The sequence below is a fragment of the Ruegeria sp. H6 genome (genome assembly GCF_056532975.1).
Map to the genome: position 1 here is coordinate 341156 of NZ_JBQFOA010000003.1, position 19683 is coordinate 360838.

Below are 19683 nucleotides of genomic sequence, written 5' to 3' on the forward strand. Positions count from 1 at the left end.
CTTGGTTGTCTACCTCCGCTTGTGAAATCTTCCGCGGCGAATGAAACGGGGTGCCGAAACACTCAGTTTTTTCCAATTCGGCACCACGTCAAAGTTTCCATATTGCGGACAATTGGGGCAATGATGGCAAATTTTGTCACCTTTCGGCTTCTTCTCCTTGGCCAAGCTCTGACAGTACTTCGCTCAAAGCCCGTCGCCAGTCCGGTCGCACAAGGCCGAATTCCCGTTCGAGGCGGGTGCAATCCAGACGGGAATTCAAGGGTCGGGCCGCAGGTGTCGGATAGTCCCGCGTTGGTATGTCGTCGATCTGCACGGATAGGCCCGCCTGGGATCCGATTTCGCGCGCAAACCCGGCCCAACTGGTTTCCGGGGCGCCAGTATAGTGAAAAACGCCTCCGTTTCCTTTCGGGCCAGCTTTGGCCATGCTCAGCAGGCAATCGGCGATACCCGCCGCCGGCGTTGGCCCCCCAACCTGATCGGCCACGATGCTGAGCTGATCCCGTGTGTCCGCCAGTCTGAGAATGGTTTTGACGAAGTTGTTGCCATGGGCCGAGAAAACCCAGCTGGTGCGCAGAATTGCATGCCAGCCTCCGGCCTGTGCGATCTGCACCTCGCCTTCCAGTTTGCTACGCCCGTACACATTCAACGGGCCGGTTTGATCCGTAATCGCAAAGGGTTTGCTGCCGGAGCCGTCAAAAACATAATCCGTCGAAACATGAAGAAACGGCAAGTCGCGTTGCGCAGCGACCCGAGCCATCGCCGCTGGTGCTGCCGCATTGATCGCAAAAGCCAATTCAGGCTCATCCTCGGCCTTGTCGACTGCGGTGTAGGCGGCTGCATTGATGATGACCTGCGCATCAGTGCCCTGAACCATCGCCGCGCAGGCTTGGGGGTCGGTGAGGTCAGCATCGTCACGGCCCAGTGCTTTGATTTCTACCCCGTGATCCGGGCCGCGCCTGCGTAGCTCGGAGGCAACCTGGCCCGAAGATCCAAACACCAATACCTTCATTCGTTCAGACCTAGACGTTGACCGACCCCGGCGCGATCCTGAAGGACGCTCAGCCAATCGCCATTGTCCAGATACCATTGAATCGTCTGCTCCAGACCCGTCTCTGGCGTGTGTGACGGACGCCACCCCAGTTCAGTGCGCAGTCTGGTGGGGTCAATCGCATAACGGCGATCATGTCCCGGACGGTCGGTCACAAAGGTGATCTGCTCTGAATAGGGCTTTGCCCCCGGGCGCAGTCGGTCAAGAATGCTGCAGATCAGCTGCACAATCGCAAGGTTCGTCATCTCGTTCTCGCCGCCGATGTTATAGCTGCGACCGTTCTGACCTTTGTCCAGAACCAGCAACAGCGCGTCCGCATGGTCTTCGACGTGCAGCCAATCTCGGATATTGTCTCCGGCCCCGTAGATCGGGATTGGCTGCCCGGCCAACGCGTTCTGAATGACCACGGGGATCAGCTTTTCCGGAAACTGATAAGGCCCGTAATTGTTCGAGCAATTGGTGAGAACGACAGGCAAGCCATAGGTCTCGTGCCACGCACGAACCAGATGGTCGGACCCGGCCTTGGAAGCCGAATAGGGCGAGTTGGGCTGATACGGGCTTGTTTCGGTGAAAAACCCCGTTTCGCCCAGCGAGCCATAAACTTCATCCGTCGAGATATGTTGAAATCTGAACGACTTTGGTTTTCCGGTGTCTGACCAATATTGGCGTGCGGCTTCCAACAACACAAAGGTTCCGCGGAGATTTGTGTCGACAAACGCAGCCGGACCATCGATCGAGCGATCAACGTGACTTTCCGCCGCCAGATGCATGATTGCATCCGGTTTGTGGGTATCCAGAATGCGGGCCATTGCCTCCGCATCCTTGATATCCGCGTGTTCGAACACATAGCCGGGGTCGTCGGCGACCGAGGCGACGTTCTCAAGGCAGGCCGCATAGGTCAGCACATCGACATTTATGACCGAATGTCCTTTTGCGACGGCCTGCCGCACCACGGCGGAGCCGATGAAACCGGCCCCCCCGGTCACCAAAAGCTTCATGTGTCGTCTCCATAGGAAAACGGGCTTTGCGTGTCGCGCAAAAGCGGTGCCTCGCGATCTTTGTCCGATATATTAGGCGCGGCCGCCACGTCTGGCCACTTGATCCCGATATCAGGATCATCCCAGCGGATCGCCCCTTCTGTTTCCGGCGCGTAGGTGTCAGAGCATTTGTAGATGATCTCTGTATCAGGCTCCAAAGTCAGAAATCCGTGGGCAAATCCGGCCGGAACCAGCATCATTTGACCGTTCTCAAAACTCAATTCCTGGCCCACCCATTGGCCGAAAGTGTCAGATCCCTTGCGAATATCCACCGCCACGTCAAAAAGCCGTCCGCGCCCGCAGCGCACAAGTTTGACCTGCGCGCGCGGAGGGGCCTGAAAATGCAGCCCGCGCACGGTTCCCATGGCCTGAGAGACAGAGTGGTTGTCCTGCACAAAGATCGTATCGACCCCGATTTGGGCAAAGCTGGTCAGATTGTAGGTTTCCGAGAAAAAGCCGCGTGCATCACCAAAACGTCGGGGGGTGATCAGTTTCACCTCAGGTATGGCGAGCGATAGAATGTCCATTGATCCAGGGCTCCAAAATACGGCCAAGCAACCACCGCATAAACTTCGATGGACCCTGTTTTTGCATCGCCCAGAGTTTTGTCAACACTCTGCGCCCGTATTCCTCTTGCCAAGGCTCCCCAAGTCCAGTCTTGGCGATCTGGAAAATTGATGGTGTGTCGGTGGCCTTGGATGTACTAAGGCACGAATCTGGCGGCACGTATCCTGAGAATGGGCCCATCTTGGCAGCCTGAGCGGATCGCAGATGTGTGAAATTTGAAGCAGTCCAAATGGCTTAGAATGACTCTGTGGCCGAATGTCTGGGCCGGAAAAAGAGCAAAGAGGGGCGAATGGTGCGCGACAAGGAAATGTTCTCCACTCCTATTCCGACCCGTTGGGTCGGCCCCCTGCTGTTCACAGGTGACGTTGTTGACGGAGAGGTGAGCGTTCCGCTTGCGACGTTTGAAAGCCCCCTTTGGCCGTCGACCGACCGCGGCGCCGGTGTTTCGCGCCATTCCGGCGGTATTCACGTGACAATGGTGGATGAGCGCATGACACGATCCATCGTGGTACGCGCGAAATCTGGCGCCGAGGCGCATGCCGCCTGGCTTCGCATTCAGTCCCAATACGACAAGATTGCCGAGCTTGTGGCCTCTACCAGCCGGTTTGCACGCCTGGTCAATCTCAACCGGCAAATCGCAGGCAACCTGCTGTTTTTACGCGTAGAATGTTCGACGGGTGACGCGTCTGGGCACAATATGGTGACCAAAGCCGCCGAAGTTGTGGTGGAATGGGTCCTCGCCGATCAGCCGCACCTGTCTTATTCGTCGATCTCGGGAAACCTGTGCACGGACAAGAAAACTTCGGCCGTGAACGGTTTGCTGGGGCGCGGCAAATACATGATCGCCGAGCTGGAAATTCCCAAGAAAATCCTGACCCGGATGCTGCGTACCGATGCCGACAAAATGGTTCTGTTGAACCACGAAAAGAACTATGTCGGCGGGAATCTCGCAGGTTCGCTACGCAGCGCCAATGCCCATTTCGCCAACATGTTGCTGGCCTTCTATCTGGCAACAGGTCAGGACGCGGCGAACATCATCGAAGGCTCGCAAGGTCAGGTGCAATGCGAAAAGCGCGGTGAAAACCTGTATTTTTCCTGCACGTTGCCCAACCTGATTGTCGGCTCTGTCGGGGCGGGCAAAGGGAACTCCATCGTCGAGGAGCATCTGGCCAGAATGGGTTGTAAAGTGACCCGAGACAACGGCGCGAATGCGCGCCGTCTGGCCGGTATTTGCGCCGGTGTGGTGCTGTGCGGTGAGCTTTCGCTGCTGGCGGCTCAAACCAATCCGGGTGAGCTTGTGCGCACGCATCTGGAACTTGAACGGTGAACGCGCGCGCGCAAAATCAAAGTGTCGCGGGGCGCAAGCTGGACCATTTGCGCGCTGTTCTGGCCGATCCTGATGTTGAACGCGGCGCCAGTGGTTTTGATCACGTCGCTCTGATCCATCGGGCTTTGCCGGATCTGGACCTCGACCAGATCGACACATCCTGCCGGTTCCTGGGCAAGGATCTGAGCTTTCCGCTTTTGATCTCTTCCATGACCGGCGGTGCGAATGATGAGATCATTCGCATCAACCGCAATCTTGCCGCGGCTGCCGAAGAAACCGGCGTGGCCATGGCGGTCGGCTCACAACGTGTGATGTTCACCAATCCCGAAGCGCGGGCCAGTTTCGAATTGCGAAACATCGCACCCTCCGTGCCGCTGATCGCCAATATCGGCGCGGTCCAGCTGAACTGCGGCATGGGCGTGTCTGAGTGTCGCCGCGCGGTCGAGGTTCTGGGCGCGGATGGTCTCTATCTGCATCTCAACCCCTTGCAAGAGGCGGTCCAGCCAGAGGGGGATCGCAACTTTGCCGGGTTGGCTGCAAAAATTGCAGAGATCAGCAACGCGCTGGACGTGCCCGTGCTGCTCAAGGAGGTCGGCTCGGGCCTTTCGGGCGCAGATGTCGAAAGCGGCCTGAACGCCGGAATACGGCATTTCGACGTGGCCGGGCGTGGCGGAACATCCTGGAGCCGTATCGAATACCACCGGCGCGCTGCCGAGGATGATGATCTGGGGATTGTGTTTCAGGATTGGGGTCTGACCACGGTTGAAAGCCTTCTTGAGGCGCGCGAAACATTGTCGCAGCACGCCGTTCCGGCCACGGTAATCGCCAGCGGCGGTATCCGAAATGGGATCGACATGGCTAAAAGCTTGATTTTAGGGGCTGATATCTGCGGGGTTGCCGCACCTTTTCTTGCTGCCGCGCAAGAATCCAGCGATTTGGTCGTGCAAAAAATCAAAAAGTTTCAACGAGAGTTTACCACCGCGATGTTTCTTTTGGGTTGCGGGGGCTGTCGAACTCTCAAAGGAAACATATCATTACTGCGATAGAAGACGAGAAAAGATGATCAGAACCGGCATCGAGGCGATGAGTTTCTACACGCCTCACAGATACATAAGCCTTGAGACTCTGGCCGATCATTATGGCATCGACCCGGCCAAGTTCTCGAAGGGCATCGGCCAGGACAAGATCGCTCTGCCCGGGCATGACGAAGACGTCGTGACAATGGCGGCCGAAGCCGCGCGGCCGTTGTTGGATCGCTACGGAACCGAAGGTATCGATACGGTTCTGTTTGCCACAGAAACCGGGATTGACCAGTCCAAAGCCGCGGGCATCTATGTTCACCGTTTGCTGGACCTGCCAGCTAATTGCCGCAACGTGGAGCTTAAGCAAGCCTGTTATTCCGCGACGCCTGCGTTGCAGATGGCTTGCAGCTATGTGGCCCGCAGGCCGGATCGCAAGGTCCTTGTGATCGCATCGGATGTTGCCCGCTATGACCGCGACAGCTCGGGCGAGGCAACGCAGGGCGCGGGTTCTGTGGCCATGCTGATCAGCGCCGATCCCAAAGTGGTGGAAATCGGTGCCGTGTCGGGGCTGTTTACCGAAGACATTATGGACTTCTGGCGTCCCAACCACCGGCGCACGCCACTGTTTGATGGCAAGTTTTCGACGCTGCGGTATCTTAATGCCCTGATCGAGGCCTGGCGCGACTATCAGGCCAGTGGCGGCAAAGCCTATGAGGATTTCCACCGGTTCTGCTTTCACCTGCCGTTTTCGCGGCTGGGGGAAAAGGCACACCGGCATCTTGCGAAAGAGGCAGGGGCCAGCTTTGATATGGGCAAAGCGTTGCCGGGCATGGTCTATAACCGTGTGGTCGGCAACAGCTATACCGCTTCGGTCTATCTGTCGCTGATTTCGACGCTTGAAAACGAAGACGAGGACCTGAGCGGCAAAAGCATCGGTTTGTTCTCATACGGCTCGGGCGCGACGGCCGAGTTCTTTGACGCGACCATCATCGAAGGCTATCGCGATCACCTGTTTGCGGCGGAACATTCGGACATGCTGAGCCAGCGCAAGGCGGTCAGCCATGACGATTATGTCACGCTCTGGGACTCTCCTGTGGCAAAGGACGGTGAAATCCTTACCCTGAGCGACGAAGCGCGCGGACGCTACAGATTGGCTGGCATCGATGATCACAAGCGCATTTACGTCGACAAGAACGTCTGACGAAGGTGGTCGCGCGGTAGCCCATTCGCCGGGCAAGCTGATCCTGTCCGGAGAGCATTCGGTTCTTTACGGTGCCCCCGCACTAGCGATGGCAATCGCGCAATATACCGAAGTCAGATTTACGCCGCTTGGCCCAGGCGAGGGGCTGAGAACGGCGTTCGAAAACCTGTCGACCGGGGCGAACTATCCTTTTCAAATCCTCAACAAGCTCAAGGATTCGCTGGATGCGCGGTTTGACCAGTTCAAGCGCGGAGAACTGGCAGTTCATGAGATTTTGACACGGCCCGACGATCTGGCGGTTTATACGCTGGCATCCTTGCTACAGGAAGGTGCTGGTAGCACCGGAACGGCGATGACGGGCATGGGGGCTGTGGGTCACCTTCCCCATCCTGGCCGGTTGTCCAGCCGCTCGGACCTGCCGATTGGCGCGGGTTTCGGATCATCGGCGGCTGTTGTTGCCGCCACGACGGTTTTGTTTGAGTCGCTCTTGGGCCGGTCAAAGACGCTGGAAGAACGCTATGAACGTGTCCGGTTCTGTGAGCGTTTGAAACATGGCAAGGCAGGCCCAATTGATGCCGCCGCCGTTGTTCATGGCGGGTTGGTTGAGGTCACCGAAGCGGGCCTGAGCATACCGAAAATCCAGAACCCTCAGGAATTGTCCGAAGGGGATGGCTGGTACTGGGTACAGCATGGCGCCCCCGAAAGCTCAACGGGGGAATGCGTGTCTTATGTGCGGGCCGTGCACGGCGAGGACACGCAGCTTTGGGGCGCGTTTTCCGATTGCACTCGGGCCCTGTCTGACGCGCTGACAAACGGTGGCGATCCCTTGGCCGCGATCCGCGAAAACCAGAACCTGTTAGAACGTATCGGCGTCGTCCCCGATGCCGCACAGTCGTTCGTGAGAGAGGTCGAAGCGATCGGGGGCACTGCCAAGATTTGCGGCGCAGGGTCTGTCAAAGGCGAGGGGGGTGGCGCGATCCTGATCCGGTTGCAGGATCATGCGGCAATGGAAGCCCTGATGCAGTCTCATCCCGGTAAAACGTGGTCCCGGCTGCGAATGGCCAGTACCGGCGCCATGCCCGGACCGGTTCCGCAGGGCATAGGCGCGTTCTAGTGGTCACCTCTGGCAATATCATTACCGCAAGCGCCCCGGGCTCGATTATGATCACAGGCGAACATGCGGTGGTTTATGGTCATCGCGCGATTGTTGCGGCGATTGATCAGCGTGCGACCGTCACCCTTACCACCCGAAGTGACAGGGCGTTGAAGATTTCGTCGCAGATTGCCGGGGATTACCTTGGCAATCTTGATGACATCACTCCGTCCCACGATTATCGCTTTGTTCTGGCGGCTGTAACGAAGCATCAGGCGGCGTTCGAAACTGGATTCGACCTGTCCATTGCGTCCGAGATTGATCCAACGCTAGGACTGGGGTCTTCCGCCGCGGTCACGATTGCCACGCTGGGTGCGATTTGCGCCCTGACCGGGTCGGAGACCAAAGGCATACATGCGGACGCGGTCGCAATTGTCAGATCCATCCAGCAAAGGGGCAGCGGGGCCGATTTGGCCGCCAGTTTGCATGGCGGAATGATCGCTTATGCCGCACCTCCGGCAACCGAGACACAGCCACTGCCCGCTCCGCCGGTGCTGGGGTTGAGATATGCAGGCTATAAAACCTCAACCACCGAGGTACTGCGTCAAGTTGCCGAACGCATGGAGGAGAATGCACAAAAGTATGAAGCCTTGTATTCAGCCATGGGGGCGGAGGCGGAAAAAGCCATCCGTGCGGCGGGTCAGAATGACTGGCCCGCGTTTGGCGAAAGCCTCAACCGGTATCAGACGCTTATGGATGAGTTGGGCGTGAACGATGAAATATTGCAAAGCATGATTGAGGACGCGCGAAAAGACGGCGATGTGCTGGCCGCCAAAATATCCGGATCTGGATTGGGCGACTGCGTTCTGGCGGTTGGTGGCGTGCCGCTTGGGTTTGCACTGGCGAATTTGGCCACACAAGGATTGGTCGTACATGTCTGACGCTGTACGGGATCTTATTCGGCAAGCAATGTCCTCGGCCCGCGCGCCTGAACGGTTCAAAGCCTATGCACCAAGTAACATTGCTCTTTCGAAATACTGGGGAAAGCAGGATCGGGTGCGAAACCTTCCGCTGAACAGTTCTTTGTCGATCTCGCTGGCGGAATGGGGGTCATACACAGTTGTTGCGCCATCAGAAGATTCCACAGACCACATATCCCTGAATGGTGAGGATTTGCCCGCTGGTTCGCCTTTTGCGGCCAAAGCTCTGAAATTTGTGGACCTTTTCCGTGGGGGTCAGCACATTCCGCTGCGTATCGACACGCGTAACACAATTCCCACGGCGGCCGGGTTGGCCTCGTCAGCGTCGGGCTTTGCTGCGCTGACCAAGGCGTTGTGCGGCTGTTTCGGACTTGATACGCAGCTCGATAAGAGCCAGCTCAGCCTGATCGCCCGGCTTGGCAGTGGCAGCGCGACTCGGTCCATCTGGCATGGTTTCGTGCGCTGGAACAAAGGCGCGCGCGCGGATGGCCGTGACAGCTTTGCGACGCCGCTTGACGTCAGTTGGCCGGAGTTTCGGATTGCGATCCTGCCGGTTGATGTTGGGCCCAAGGCACAGTCGTCGCGCGATGGTATGAACCACACGGTTGAAACAAGCCCGCTTTTTGCCGCTTGGCCGCAACAGGCGGAAGCGGACTGCGTGCAGATTGAAGCGGCGGTATTAACAAAGGACTTTGCGACGCTGGGGGCGCTGGCCGAAGCCAATGCGCTGGCAATGCATGCGACGATGCAGGCTGCGCGCCCTTCGCTGACCTATCTGAATGCGCAGAGCTGGGCTTTGCTGGATCAGCTCTGGAGTGCACGCAATGACGGCTTGAACGCCTATGCAACCATGGATGCGGGGGCTAATGTCAAGCTTATCTACCTTGAGTCAGAGGCAGATGACGTGATTGACCTGTTCCCCCAGGCTCAGGTGATCGAGCCATTTGGTCACCCGGAATACTTTGAACAATCGGGCTGAGGCTTGCAGGCATCGCATACCCGACCTATCTGGGTGCGACTGATACTCTACTTGCTCAAACACGCCCACACGACTATCTAGCGTGCACCTTGGACAGGCCGTCGATTTGAATTGACCCTGGACATGACCGATGACTGTGGAATTTTGCTTTGCAGAAAATGAAGCTCAAAATAGCCCAAGTGCTGGACGATTCCGTCCTGTGGAGGCTTCTGTCCGAAAACCTGCGATCTCAGGTCTTGCCGTATACGATCGCGATCATTGCCATGGTCTTTGTGGCCGGGACAACCGCGGCCGTAGCGTTCATCATGCGCGATGTTGTGGATTCTCTGTTCGATAGTGAGAATTCCGCGAAGATTTTCAGCGTTTCTTTGGCAGTTTTCATCATTTTTCTGGTCAAGGGCGTCGCTACATATGTTCAGGTCGTCGCGCTCACGCGTGCCGGAAACCGGATTGTCGCGATGCAGCAGATCAAGCTTTATGACAAACTGCTGCGACAGGGGGTTTCCTTTTTCAACCTGACCGAAAGCTCGGGCCTTTTGATGAAGGTCACTCAGGCCGCGCAGGCCGCGCGGACGGTTATTGAGCTTATGGTCACCACGGCTGTGCGGGATACTCTGACGCTGATTGGATTGCTGGCCGTCATGTTCTATCAGCAGCCGGTTTTGTCCCTGGTGACTTTGATCATCGGACCTTTGGCCATCTGGGGCGTACGTAAACTGTTGCGCAAGGTGAAAGAGATTGCAGAAATGGAACTGCAATCCCTGGGCGCCATCATGAAGGTCATTCAGGAAACCTCTGTCGGTATTCGTGTCGTCAAGACCTTCAACCTTGAGGATAAAATGGCCGCCGAGATGCATGCTGCGGTCAAAAGCGTTGAGAAACGGCGAAATAAATTGGCCCGGTTGCAGGCCGCAACCAGCCCGATGATGGATATCCTGGCCGGGTTCGCTATCGCTTCTGTCATTGGGCTGAGCGCGGGCAATCTGTTTGGCTCGCAAGGCTCAACCCCGGGGGAGCTGATGTCTTTTGTGACCGCTCTGATGATGGCTTATGAGCCCGCCAAGCGCCTGTCTCAGGTTCGGGTGAAACTTGAAATTGGTCTGCGCCGGGTACGCATGCTCTTCGATCTGTTGGACGAGCCCGAAACCCTGCCTGAACAGGAAAACCCTGTCAGCCTGCGCGAAGGGCCGGGCGAGGTTGTTCTTGACAAGGTCACCTTCGGTTATCGGCGCAAAGAGCCGATCCTGCGAGACATGTCCCTGACTTTCGAGGCTGGCAAAACCACAGCGCTTGTTGGGCTGTCGGGGGGTGGTAAATCCACTATTCTAAATCTGGCGCTGCGTCTTTACGACCCGCAAGACGGGCAGGTTCTGATTGACGGTCAGGATATCAAGATGGCCTCGTTCAAAACACTCAGGAAGAACATGTCATTCGTTGGGCAAGAGACATTCCTGTTCTCGGCCTCTATCGCCGACAATATCCGCTTTGGGCGTGAGGGTGCCTCGCGCAAGGAAGTGATCGAAGCCGCGAAGGCGGCAAACGCTTATGATTTCATCATGAAACTTGAAGACGGCTTTGACACCTTAGTCGGCGAAAACGGATCATTTCTGTCCGGCGGGCAAAAGCAAAGACTGGCCATCGCGCGGGCCTTGTTGCGAGACAGTGCGGTTTTGCTGTTGGACGAACCGACAAGTGCGCTTGATTCTCAATCAGAGCATCTGGTTCAGGAAGCGCTGCACCGCCTTACGGCGGACCGGACGACGATTATCGTGGCGCACAGGCTGTCGACCATTTTGCACGCCGACAAGATTGTGGTTATCGAAAACGGTGAGGTTGCTGAACAGGGCAGCGCCCAACAGTTGTTGCAGCATTCTGGTCCTTTTAAAACACTTTATGACCATCAGTTCTCAAATGCTGTGAGCACTCAGTAACGAAGCTACGCGGGCCGCTGCCTGATGCGAGCAGAACATCCAGCCACCGTGCAAATCCCGAACCTGGAACCAAAGCAATCTCTCATGGACGCGTCAGTCATCATTCCAACCTATCACAGCTGGGACCGATTGCAGGCCTGCCTGGATTGTCTGGCACAACAGAGCGTTGCAGATGATCGGTTTGAGATATTGGTGGTGAATAACGACCCGGCAGACCCGATCCCGTCGGATATGAGAATGCCCGCCAACGCGCGAATATTGTCCGAAGCTAAGCCCGGCTCTTACGCTGCGCGGAACACCGGAATCCACGCGGCCAAATCGGATCTGTTGTTTTTTACGGATTCCGATTGCATGCCGGACCCGGGCTATCTGCAGGGCGGTTTGGAGATTGCGCAAGCACACCCCGAGGTTGGTCGGTTCGGCGGTGACGTTCTCTTGGTTCCAAACGGAGTATCTTGGACGGTGGCTGAGCTTTATGATCTTCATCTTGGACTGACCCAGCAGAAATGGGTCGAGAGGGGCGTTGCCGTGACGGCAAACCTGATTGTCCGCCGCGCTTTGCTGGATAAGGTCGGGCTGTTCAATGACACGGTGTTGTCTGGTGGTGACATGGAATGGAACAGGCGGGCGAGCGAAGCAGGAGAACCCATTCTGTTTGCACCAAACGCCGCCATTCGTCATCCGGCGCGCGGAAGCCTGCGGGAACATTTCGTAAAAGCGCGCCGTATCGAGGGTGCACGGCTGCGCAGGAATGCGAAACGCGGATGGGTAAATTACTTTCCCCCGATCCAAAAGCTGATACCATCTTTCAGGACGCTGAAAGTCCTACTCAAAAAGCAGGATCTCAGCCGAAAGCAGGCCTTTTCGGTATGGGGGGTGGATTATCTTGTGCGCGTTGCCAAGATTTCCGAAACTGTCCGGCTTTTGTGGCTGCGCCAGCCCGACCAACGGATGTAGCCGGGCTTACTTTGTGGTGCCTACACCGACATAGGTCTCAAACCCTGCGCCCAATGCCATAGCCGAAGAATAGACGTTGCGCAGATCCACCATGCGTGCCGAGTTCATACCCGCAGCCATGTCCGACAGGTTCAGCGCGCGGAATTCGTTCCATTCGGTCAGAATGACAACGGCATCTGCACCTTTGGTCGCCTCGTAAGGGTCATCCATCCAGGACACTCCGGGCAAAAGCGCTTCGCCTTCAGCGCGGCCCTGCGGATCAACAACGCGGACCGTTGCTCCACCCCCGATCAGCGCAGGCACGATGGTCAGCGAAGGCGCATCGCGCATGTCATCGGTATCCGGTTTGAATGTGACACCCAGAACCGCGACAGTTTTGCCGCTGAGGCGATCACCGCAAACCTCTTGAATCTTGTCTATCATGCGCTTTTTGATGCCGTCATTCACGCGCATCACGGTTTCAGTGATTTGCATCGGGTAGGCGTGTTCCTGCCCGATACGGGCCAGAGCGGCCGTATCCTTGGGGAAACATGACCCGCCATAGCCAGGACCGGCGCGCAGGAACTTGTTGCCGATCCGACCATCCAGACCAACACCGCGCGCGACCTCTTTGACATCGCCGCCGACGCGTTCACACAAGCCCGCGATTTCATTGATGAACGTGATCTTGGTCGCCAGAAACGCGTTTGCTGCGTATTTGATCATCTCTGCGCTTTCCAGATCGGTTGTGAGAATCGGAAAGTCACGCAGATAGAGCGGGCGGTAGATCTCGGCCATAACCTCGGCTGCGCGATCGTTTTCAACGCCAACCACAACCCGGTCTGGACGCATGAAATCATCAATGGCGGCGCCTTCGCGCAGAAACTCGGGGTTCGAGGCCACATCGAAAGCGGCAGCAGGGTTTGCTTCGGCGATGACCTGTTGAACTTTGCGGTTGGTTCCCACCGGCACCGTCGATTTGGTCACGACCACTGTGTAGTCGGTGATTGCCTCGGCGATTTCCTTTGCTGCGGCCATCACATAGGTCAGATCGGCATGCCCATCGCCCCGGCGCGTCGGTGTTCCTACCGCAATAAACACGGCATCCGCATCCTGCACGGCTGTGGTCAGATCGGTGGTAAAGGACAATCGACCGGCAGAGACGTTCTTTTCCATCAACGTGTCCAGGCCGGGCTCATATATCGGGACTTCGCCGGCTTTCAGCATCTCGATTTTCTTGGCCGACTTGTCCACACAAACGACGTCATGTCCAAAATCGGAAAAGCAAACGCCGGACACGAGGCCAACATATCCGGTTCCGATCATCGCAATACGCATCCGTAAATTCCTTTCCTTCAGGTCACGCGTTCTTGGCCGTCACCTGGAAACCCTTGCAGGTCCTGCCTGGTCTGTTCCCGTTGAGCGTTGCAAGAACGATACCTGTGGGCTGGGCGAGGAGGGTACGCCAATAGTATTCCCTCTTTGCGGTCGAATACGACTTTCGGCAGATAGTGTTCAAGTGGATTTTTTTGTTCAACGACCGTGTTGTGGGCGGATCGGCACATTCGGGCCTGTGCATACGGAACACACCTGTGAATCGGTTGCGTCTGGGGATGGATAAAGAGTAGTGGAACCAGATAGAAAAAGACCACGGTTGATGGGCCCTCTGGCCACGAAGAAGATTGCAGCAGTTAGGTTGACTTGATGATTAGCGAGCAGAATAACGGGTCAACACGGCCCACGCTCACACTGGAAGAAAGGATTCAGCGCAAGCAGAAACGTAACCGCCTTCTTCTACTGCTGTCACCCGTGTTGGTCCTGCTGTCGCCCGTATTGCTTCCGGTTTATCTGCTCATCAGACATCGCAATCTCAAAAAGAAACGCGATAGGGCGAGGAAGAACCCCATCATCCGTTTGGGTCAGCTTTCTGGCGGTCTGGACTCGGTGCCCGCGCCCGAGCTCGATGAGGCAGAAGAAGCCCGAATAGCAGACATGGCAGACAGCTTTGCCTTGTGCCGCGTGATCGGGAACGATTTGGTGCCGCGGCACAGGGCCGGTCAGTCGCTGGAAAATATTAGGTTCATTCTTGAAAACGAGCCGGAATTTGAGGACTGCACAAAGCTGTGGATCCTGAACCGGATTTTTGATCCGCAGAACGAACAAGACCTGATCTCACTGCTGGAAAAGCACGGTCAGACGTATAAGCGCATTCCGTTTGATGCGACGGATCTGCAGGTCATCGGTTTTGACTTTGAAAACTTCGATGACCCGATGGTTTTTGCCGATGGCCGTTTGCAGTCCATGCCCGAAGAAGTGCAGGCACGGATGATCGGCCAAGCGTACCGTGGCCGCAATAATTATGTCATGCACAACAACGGTGCTCGGAATGCCGCGCTGGAATATTGTCTGGAATATGGAAAATGGGCGCTTCCATTTGATGGCAACTGCTATTTCACCAAGGGCGCCTGGCAATCCCTGAAAGACGACATACTAAAACAGCGGGACAAACGGTACATAATCGTGCCCATGGCGCGCATGCTGAACAATGCTGACTTGCTCAAGGACGACGTAACGCCCAACGCAACCGAAGAACCGCAACTTGCCTTCCGGTGTGACGCCCCGCTCAGGTTTGACGAGGCGCATCCCTACGGAAAACGCCCGAAGGTCGAGCTGTTTCTGCACCTGGGGATTCCAGGTCCTTGGGACGAATGGGCCATTGCCCACTATGATACGCCACCGCGCAAAACCAGCCCCGAGGGGCATCGTGTCGGCCGTGCCGGTTGGGTTGCACGGCTGTTCTCTGGGCAGGCGCGTCTGGAAACCGATCACAAGGACAGTATCAAAAATCGCGGTGTAGCCCGGAATACTGCGATCCGCGCAACGCTCGACATGCTGGAAGGGCGCTCAGTCTCCGACACGCTGTCTTCCGGAAGACCTATTTTCTATTCAGATGATGCGTTGAACGGGCTTGTGGGTAAGACCGACGAACCGGCCTTTGCTGCGGTGGTCAAATGCGCAGATGAGGCGCTGACCAGAGGGCCTTATTCGGTGACCGCCAAGCCCGAACCGGGGCCAAGCGGCGATCTGCACGACTATTTCCATCCCGTTCCCTACTGGTGGCCGAACCCAAAGAAGAAAAACGGCCTGCCCTATGTCTTTCAGGATGGCAAGCGCGTGCCGGGCACCAGCCTTTATGATGCGCAAAGTGATCAGTATGATCGTACGCGCCTGCAGCGTTTGTTTGACGACACCACATCATTGGCCATGGCCACACGTCTAACCGGCGATGCGCGCTATGCCTCGCATGCGGAACATCTTGTGCGCACTTGGTTCATGACGCCCGAGACGCGGATGAACCCCAACCTGACCTATGCGCAGGTTCGGCGCGGGCACCGGAATGACAAAGGTCTGCCGCAGGGATTGATCGAGACAAAGGATTTCTATTTCTTCCTGGATGGGCTCAGAGTTCTTGGAAATCCGGAGCTAATTTCAGGCGTCAAAGACTGGTGCACTGAGTTTTCCGAATGGCTCAAAACCAGCGAGCAGGGCATTCAGGAATGCTGCGCGGAAAACAATCACGGGACGTGTTTTGACCTTCAATCCGCCGCTCTGGCGAGTTTTTTGGGTGATGTTGAGACTCTGCAGGAAATCAACCTCAGGGCGCAGGCGCGTTTGACCGGGTCGATCACCGAAGAGGGTGAGCAGCCCCATGAAATGATGCGGACGATGACCCAGCATTATTGCACGTTTAACGTTCAAAGCTGGATTAACCTCTTCAACCTGCTTGAGGGCGCAGGGCTGCGGCCTTGGTCCAGCAGTGCGGCCACGCGTCTGACGGCTGCGATACGCAAGGTTTTGACCGACTCGGACAAGGGTTGGGAGCATCAGCAGATATCGCCCTTTGACATGACTCGGCTTGCACCGCTTGAGATTGAGCTTCGCCGCAGAACCGGACAAGGTGTGATAGAGGTCGAGGTCGCCCCGGACTGCTATTTCCCGCATGACGGAATTGCCCCGTTCTGGCGATTTTCTGGCACCGTCACCAGCGAATGATTTCGCCCGTATAGTCGCCTCTGACAGGTTTTTTCTATAGGTTTGGCTAAGTTGCGTGGCGTCAGCGTGTCGCTGCATCCACTGTGCTTTTCCATTCAAGTGTTGCAACTCTCAGAATGATCTGGATTATCGGCGTGGTCAGACCAAAGAAATTGGTCACCTGCAGAGATGCAGTATAACGATAAATGGGAGTTCGAAATGTCCATAAAAACCTTGATGATCGCTGCAAGCGCCACGGCGCTTCTTGCTGGCGCCGCATCAGCCGAAACGCTGCGTTGGGCGCGGGCCGGGGATTCGCTGACGCTGGATCCGCATGCGCAGAACGAGGGGCCGACCTCGGCGCTGGCGCATCAGATCATGGAAACACTGGTCATGCGTGACCATTCCGGCGCTCTGGTGCCGTCGCTGGCGACCGAATGGGGCCCGTCCGAAGCCAATCCGAACGTCTGGGTGTTCAAGCTGCGCGAGGGTGTGACCTTTCACGATGGTGCAGAATTTGACAGCGAAGACGTCGTATTCTCGCTCAACCGGGCGATGACGCCGGATTCCGACTATAAAGAGCTGTTGGCTTCGGTGAAGGAAGTCCGCGCGCCGGACAAATATACGGTCGAAATCGAAACCGACGGTCCGAATCCGATCATGCCCAACAATCTGACCAACATGTTCATGATGGACAAAGGCTGGGCCGAGGCGAACAACGCCGTGAAAGTGCAGGATTATGAAGGGGGTGAGGACACGTTTGCAGCCAAGAACGCAAACGGCACAGGCCCCTACAAACTGGTCAGCCGCGAGCCGGATGTGAAAACGGTTCTGGCCGCGAATGAAAACTACTGGGGCAAGGATGAATTCCCGCTTCAGGTGACCGAGATCGTTTATACTCCGATTCAGAATGCTGCCACTCGTGTTGCGGCGCTTTTGTCTGGCGAAGTGGACTTTATTCAGGACGTTCCGGTGCAAGACCTTGAACGTGTTGCCGCCGCAGATGGGCTGGATGTCCGCACCGCTCCGCAGAACCGCGTGATTTTCTTTGGCATGAACATGGGTGACGCGGATCTGGCCAACGACAATGTTGATGGCAAGAACCCTCTGTCCGATGTGCGTGTGCGTCAGGCCATGTCCAAGGCGATCAACCGTGATGCGATCAAGCAGGTCGTGATGCGCGGCCAATCGGCCCCGGCCGGTATGATCGCGCCACCCTTCGTAAATGGCTGGGATGAGGGCATGGACGGCTCGTCCTCGACGGATATCGAAGGCGCCAAGGCGCTGATGGCCGAGGCGGGTTATCCCGACGGGTTCACTATCCAGCTTGACTGCCCGAACGACCGCTACATCAACGATGAAGCGATCTGTCAGGCCGCCGTTGGCATGCTGGCGCAGATCGGGATCACCGTGAATCTGGATGCCAAACCGAAGGCGCAGCACTTCCCGCTGATCAACAACCTGGAAACCGATTTCTACATGCTGGGTTGGGGCGTACCGACATATGACTCGGAATACATCTTCAACTTCCTGGCCCACACGAAGGGCGAGAAATACGGCTCGTGGAATGGCACGCGCTACAGCAACCCTGATCTGGATGCAAAGATCCAGGCCCTGGCATCGGAAACCGACCTTCCTGCGCGCGATCAGCAGATTGCTGAAATCTGGCAGGTCGTCCAGGACGAGCAGCTTTATATTCCGATCCACCACCAGGTGCTGAATTGGGGTATGAAGTCGGATGTCGGAACGGTTGTTGAGCCGGAAGACTCGCCCAAAATCAAGTATTTCACTCTGAACTAACGGGTCGAAATGAACAGGGCAGGGCGCATTGGGCGCCCTGTCTCACATTTGTCCGGGGCGCAGACATGTCAGCTCCGGGAATACTCTTTTGGCATCAGATGTGTTCGGCGGGTTCCATCCCCCGAAATCTGCGCCCAAAATACCAGGAGGTTTGCCATGTTTTTCAGGAACGGTGCCATCGCAATGGCTGTTTTGGCCGCAGGGGCGGTCCATGCGGCCGAGTTCAAATGGGCTTCGACCACAGATCCTCAGACGCTGGACCCGCATGCAGTAAATTCAGCACCCGTGCTTGGGTTTCTCAACAACGTCTATGAAGGCCTGGTCCGCCGCGACAAGGATATGAGCGTTCAGCCCGCGCTGGCTGTCAGTTGGGAATCCATCGGTGACGGCGAAGGTTGGCGTTTCAACTTGCGCGAGGGCGTCACCTTCCACGATGGCAGCAGCTTTGACGCAAATGACGTTCTGTTCAGCTATGAACGCGCGTCCGGCGAGGCTGCGGATACCCGCAGCTGGTTCGCGCCGGTCAGCGAGGTGAATGTGGTCGACGATTATACCGTCGATTTCATGATGACCGCACCGAACCCCCTGTTCCCGTCTTCGATCGCAAACTGGATGATCATGGATCAGGGTTGGGCCGAGGCCAATGAAGCCGCCGTACCCGACAAGGAAGCCGGCAACTACGCCACGCTGAATGCCAACGGAACCGGCGCATTCAAGGTCACCGCGCGCGAACCCGGTTTGCGCACGGTTCTGGAGCCCTTTGACGGCTGGTGGGACACTGCCCAGCACAACATCACCAATGCCGAATTCACGCCGATCCAGAACCCGGCCACGGCTGTGGCGGCATTGCTGTCGGGGGATGTGGACATGATCAACCCGGTGCCTATTCAGGATGTGGCGCGCTTGCAGCAAAGCGATGACGTTGACGTCATTCAAGGGATCGAGGCGCGGGTGATCATGCTGGGTTTTGACCATGCAGCCGAGGCGCTGAAATATACCGACGATGCGGGCAAGCCGAACCCTTTCCGCGACGCCCGGGTCCGTCAGGCGGTGGCACAGGCGGTGAATGTCGATGCCATTCTGACCACCATCATGCGGGGCAACGCCGAGGCTGCGTCGCAATTGGTCAGCCCTGCGATGGGCGGATATTCCGCCGCCAACGCCGACCGGCCCGCTTTTGACGTTGAAGCCGCCAAGGCGCTGCTGGCCGAAGCAGGTTATGCAGATGGGTTTTCCTTTGGTCTGAAGTGCCCGAATGACCGCTATCTGAACGACGAAGCCGTGTGTCAGGCTGTGGTCAGCATGCTGGCGCAGATCGGGGTCACGGCCGAGCTTGAGGCGATGCCGGTGCGCAACTACTGGCCCGAGCTGCGCGAAGACAATTACGATATGTTTCTCTTGGGTTGGAGCCCGGGCACCTTTGACGCCGAACACCCGATCCGTTTTCTGGTGGCCACGCCCAACGAGGAAAAGAAGCTGGGCAGCTGGAACTTTGGTGGGTTCTCGAACGCACGCGTTGATGAGTTGTTGCCTCTGATCCAATCGGAACTCGACGCTGAAAAACGGCAGGCGATGCTCGACGAAGCGGCGGCGATTATCCAGGACGAACACGTCTATGTTCCGCTCTACGTTCAGCCTCTGGTCTGGGGTGCCGGTAGCAATATTGACCTGACCCAACGCCCGGACAATTTCTTCCTGCTGCGCTGGGTCACGGTGAACTGACCCTATGG

General features: G+C 57.0%; 15 protein-coding genes. 11 read left to right on the forward strand and 4 right to left on the reverse strand.

Features of this window, described 5'->3' with window-relative positions; genetic code table 11:
- Nucleotides 1-136 precede the first annotated feature (136 nt).
- Genes rfbD through rfbC form a run of 3 tightly spaced genes read right to left on the reverse strand, consistent with a single transcriptional unit; the run spans nt 137 to nt 2612 of the window.
- Nucleotides 137-1009 carry a dTDP-4-dehydrorhamnose reductase gene (gene rfbD / locus ACR0AG_RS09355; RefSeq protein ID WP_480838081.1) on the reverse strand — a complete coding sequence of 291 codons (873 nt, stop codon included), beginning with the start codon at nt 1007-1009 and terminating at the stop codon, nt 137-139.
- Nucleotides 1006-2046, reverse strand: coding sequence for a dTDP-glucose 4,6-dehydratase (gene rfbB, locus ACR0AG_RS09360; protein WP_480838083.1), 1041 nt, complete (start codon nt 2044-2046; stop codon nt 1006-1008). Before rfbB ends, rfbD begins: the two co-directional genes overlap by 4 nt.
- Complete coding sequence (gene rfbC / locus ACR0AG_RS09365; RefSeq protein ID WP_480838085.1) at nt 2043-2612, reverse strand: dTDP-4-dehydrorhamnose 3,5-epimerase; 570 nt, start codon at nt 2610-2612, stop codon at nt 2043-2045. Before rfbC ends, rfbB begins: the two co-directional genes overlap by 4 nt.
- Nucleotides 2613-2941: 329 nt before the next feature.
- Here rfbC and ACR0AG_RS09370 point away from each other — a divergent pair, with 329 nt between their 5' ends.
- The 8 genes from ACR0AG_RS09370 (at nt 2942) to ACR0AG_RS09405 (ending at nt 12142) form a co-directional block, all read left to right on the forward strand.
- The gene (locus ACR0AG_RS09370; protein WP_480838087.1) at nt 2942-3979 is read left to right on the forward strand and encodes a hydroxymethylglutaryl-CoA reductase; all 1038 of its coding nucleotides are present in this window, start codon (nt 2942-2944) and stop codon (nt 3977-3979) included.
- Nucleotides 3976-5025, forward strand: a complete 1050-nt coding sequence (gene fni / locus ACR0AG_RS09375) for a type 2 isopentenyl-diphosphate Delta-isomerase (protein ID WP_480838089.1) — start codon at nt 3976-3978, stop codon at nt 5023-5025. The genes ACR0AG_RS09370 and fni overlap by 4 nt, the downstream gene beginning before the upstream one ends.
- Before the next feature lie 13 nt (nt 5026-5038).
- A complete protein-coding gene (locus ACR0AG_RS09380; protein ID WP_480838091.1) occupies nt 5039-6202 on the forward strand; it encodes a hydroxymethylglutaryl-CoA synthase in 1164 nt (387 codons plus the stop codon).
- The gene (locus ACR0AG_RS09385; protein WP_480838093.1) at nt 6165-7316 is read left to right on the forward strand and encodes a mevalonate kinase family protein; all 1152 of its coding nucleotides are present in this window, start codon (nt 6165-6167) and stop codon (nt 7314-7316) included. The genes ACR0AG_RS09380 and ACR0AG_RS09385 overlap by 38 nt, the downstream gene beginning before the upstream one ends.
- A 47-nt stretch (nt 7317-7363) precedes the next feature.
- On the forward strand, nt 7364-8236 hold the full coding sequence (locus ACR0AG_RS09390; RefSeq protein WP_480838095.1) for a mevalonate kinase family protein: 873 nt from the start codon (nt 7364-7366) through the stop codon (nt 8234-8236).
- Nucleotides 8229-9254, forward strand: coding sequence for a diphosphomevalonate decarboxylase (gene mvaD / locus ACR0AG_RS09395; RefSeq protein ID WP_480838098.1), 1026 nt, complete (start codon nt 8229-8231; stop codon nt 9252-9254). Before ACR0AG_RS09390 ends, mvaD begins: the two co-directional genes overlap by 8 nt.
- A 158-nt stretch (nt 9255-9412) precedes the next feature.
- Entirely contained in the window at nt 9413-11185 is a 1773-nt protein-coding gene (locus ACR0AG_RS09400) for an ABC transporter ATP-binding protein (protein WP_480838100.1), read from the forward strand.
- Between the two features lie 84 nt (nt 11186-11269).
- A complete protein-coding gene (locus tag ACR0AG_RS09405) occupies nt 11270-12142 on the forward strand; it encodes a glycosyltransferase family 2 protein (protein ID WP_480838102.1) in 873 nt (290 codons plus the stop codon).
- 6 nt (nt 12143-12148) lie between these two features.
- Here the strand turns inward: ACR0AG_RS09405 and ACR0AG_RS09410 are convergent, their stop codons facing one another.
- Nucleotides 12149-13459, reverse strand: a complete 1311-nt coding sequence (locus ACR0AG_RS09410) for a UDP-glucose dehydrogenase family protein (RefSeq protein WP_480838104.1) — start codon at nt 13457-13459, stop codon at nt 12149-12151.
- 366 nt (nt 13460-13825) lie between these two features.
- Here ACR0AG_RS09410 and ACR0AG_RS09415 point away from each other — a divergent pair, with 366 nt between their 5' ends.
- From ACR0AG_RS09415 to ACR0AG_RS09425, 3 genes are all read left to right on the forward strand, one after another.
- Nucleotides 13826-16174, forward strand: coding sequence for an alginate lyase family protein (locus ACR0AG_RS09415; RefSeq protein ID WP_480838106.1), 2349 nt, complete (start codon nt 13826-13828; stop codon nt 16172-16174).
- Nucleotides 16175-16372: 198 nt separating this feature from the next.
- Entirely contained in the window at nt 16373-17953 is a 1581-nt protein-coding gene (locus ACR0AG_RS09420; protein WP_480838108.1) for an ABC transporter substrate-binding protein, read from the forward strand.
- A 156-nt stretch (nt 17954-18109) separates the two neighbouring features.
- Complete coding sequence (locus tag ACR0AG_RS09425; RefSeq protein WP_480838110.1) at nt 18110-19675, forward strand: ABC transporter substrate-binding protein; 1566 nt, start codon at nt 18110-18112, stop codon at nt 19673-19675.
- Nucleotides 19676-19683: the final 8 nt, after the last annotated feature.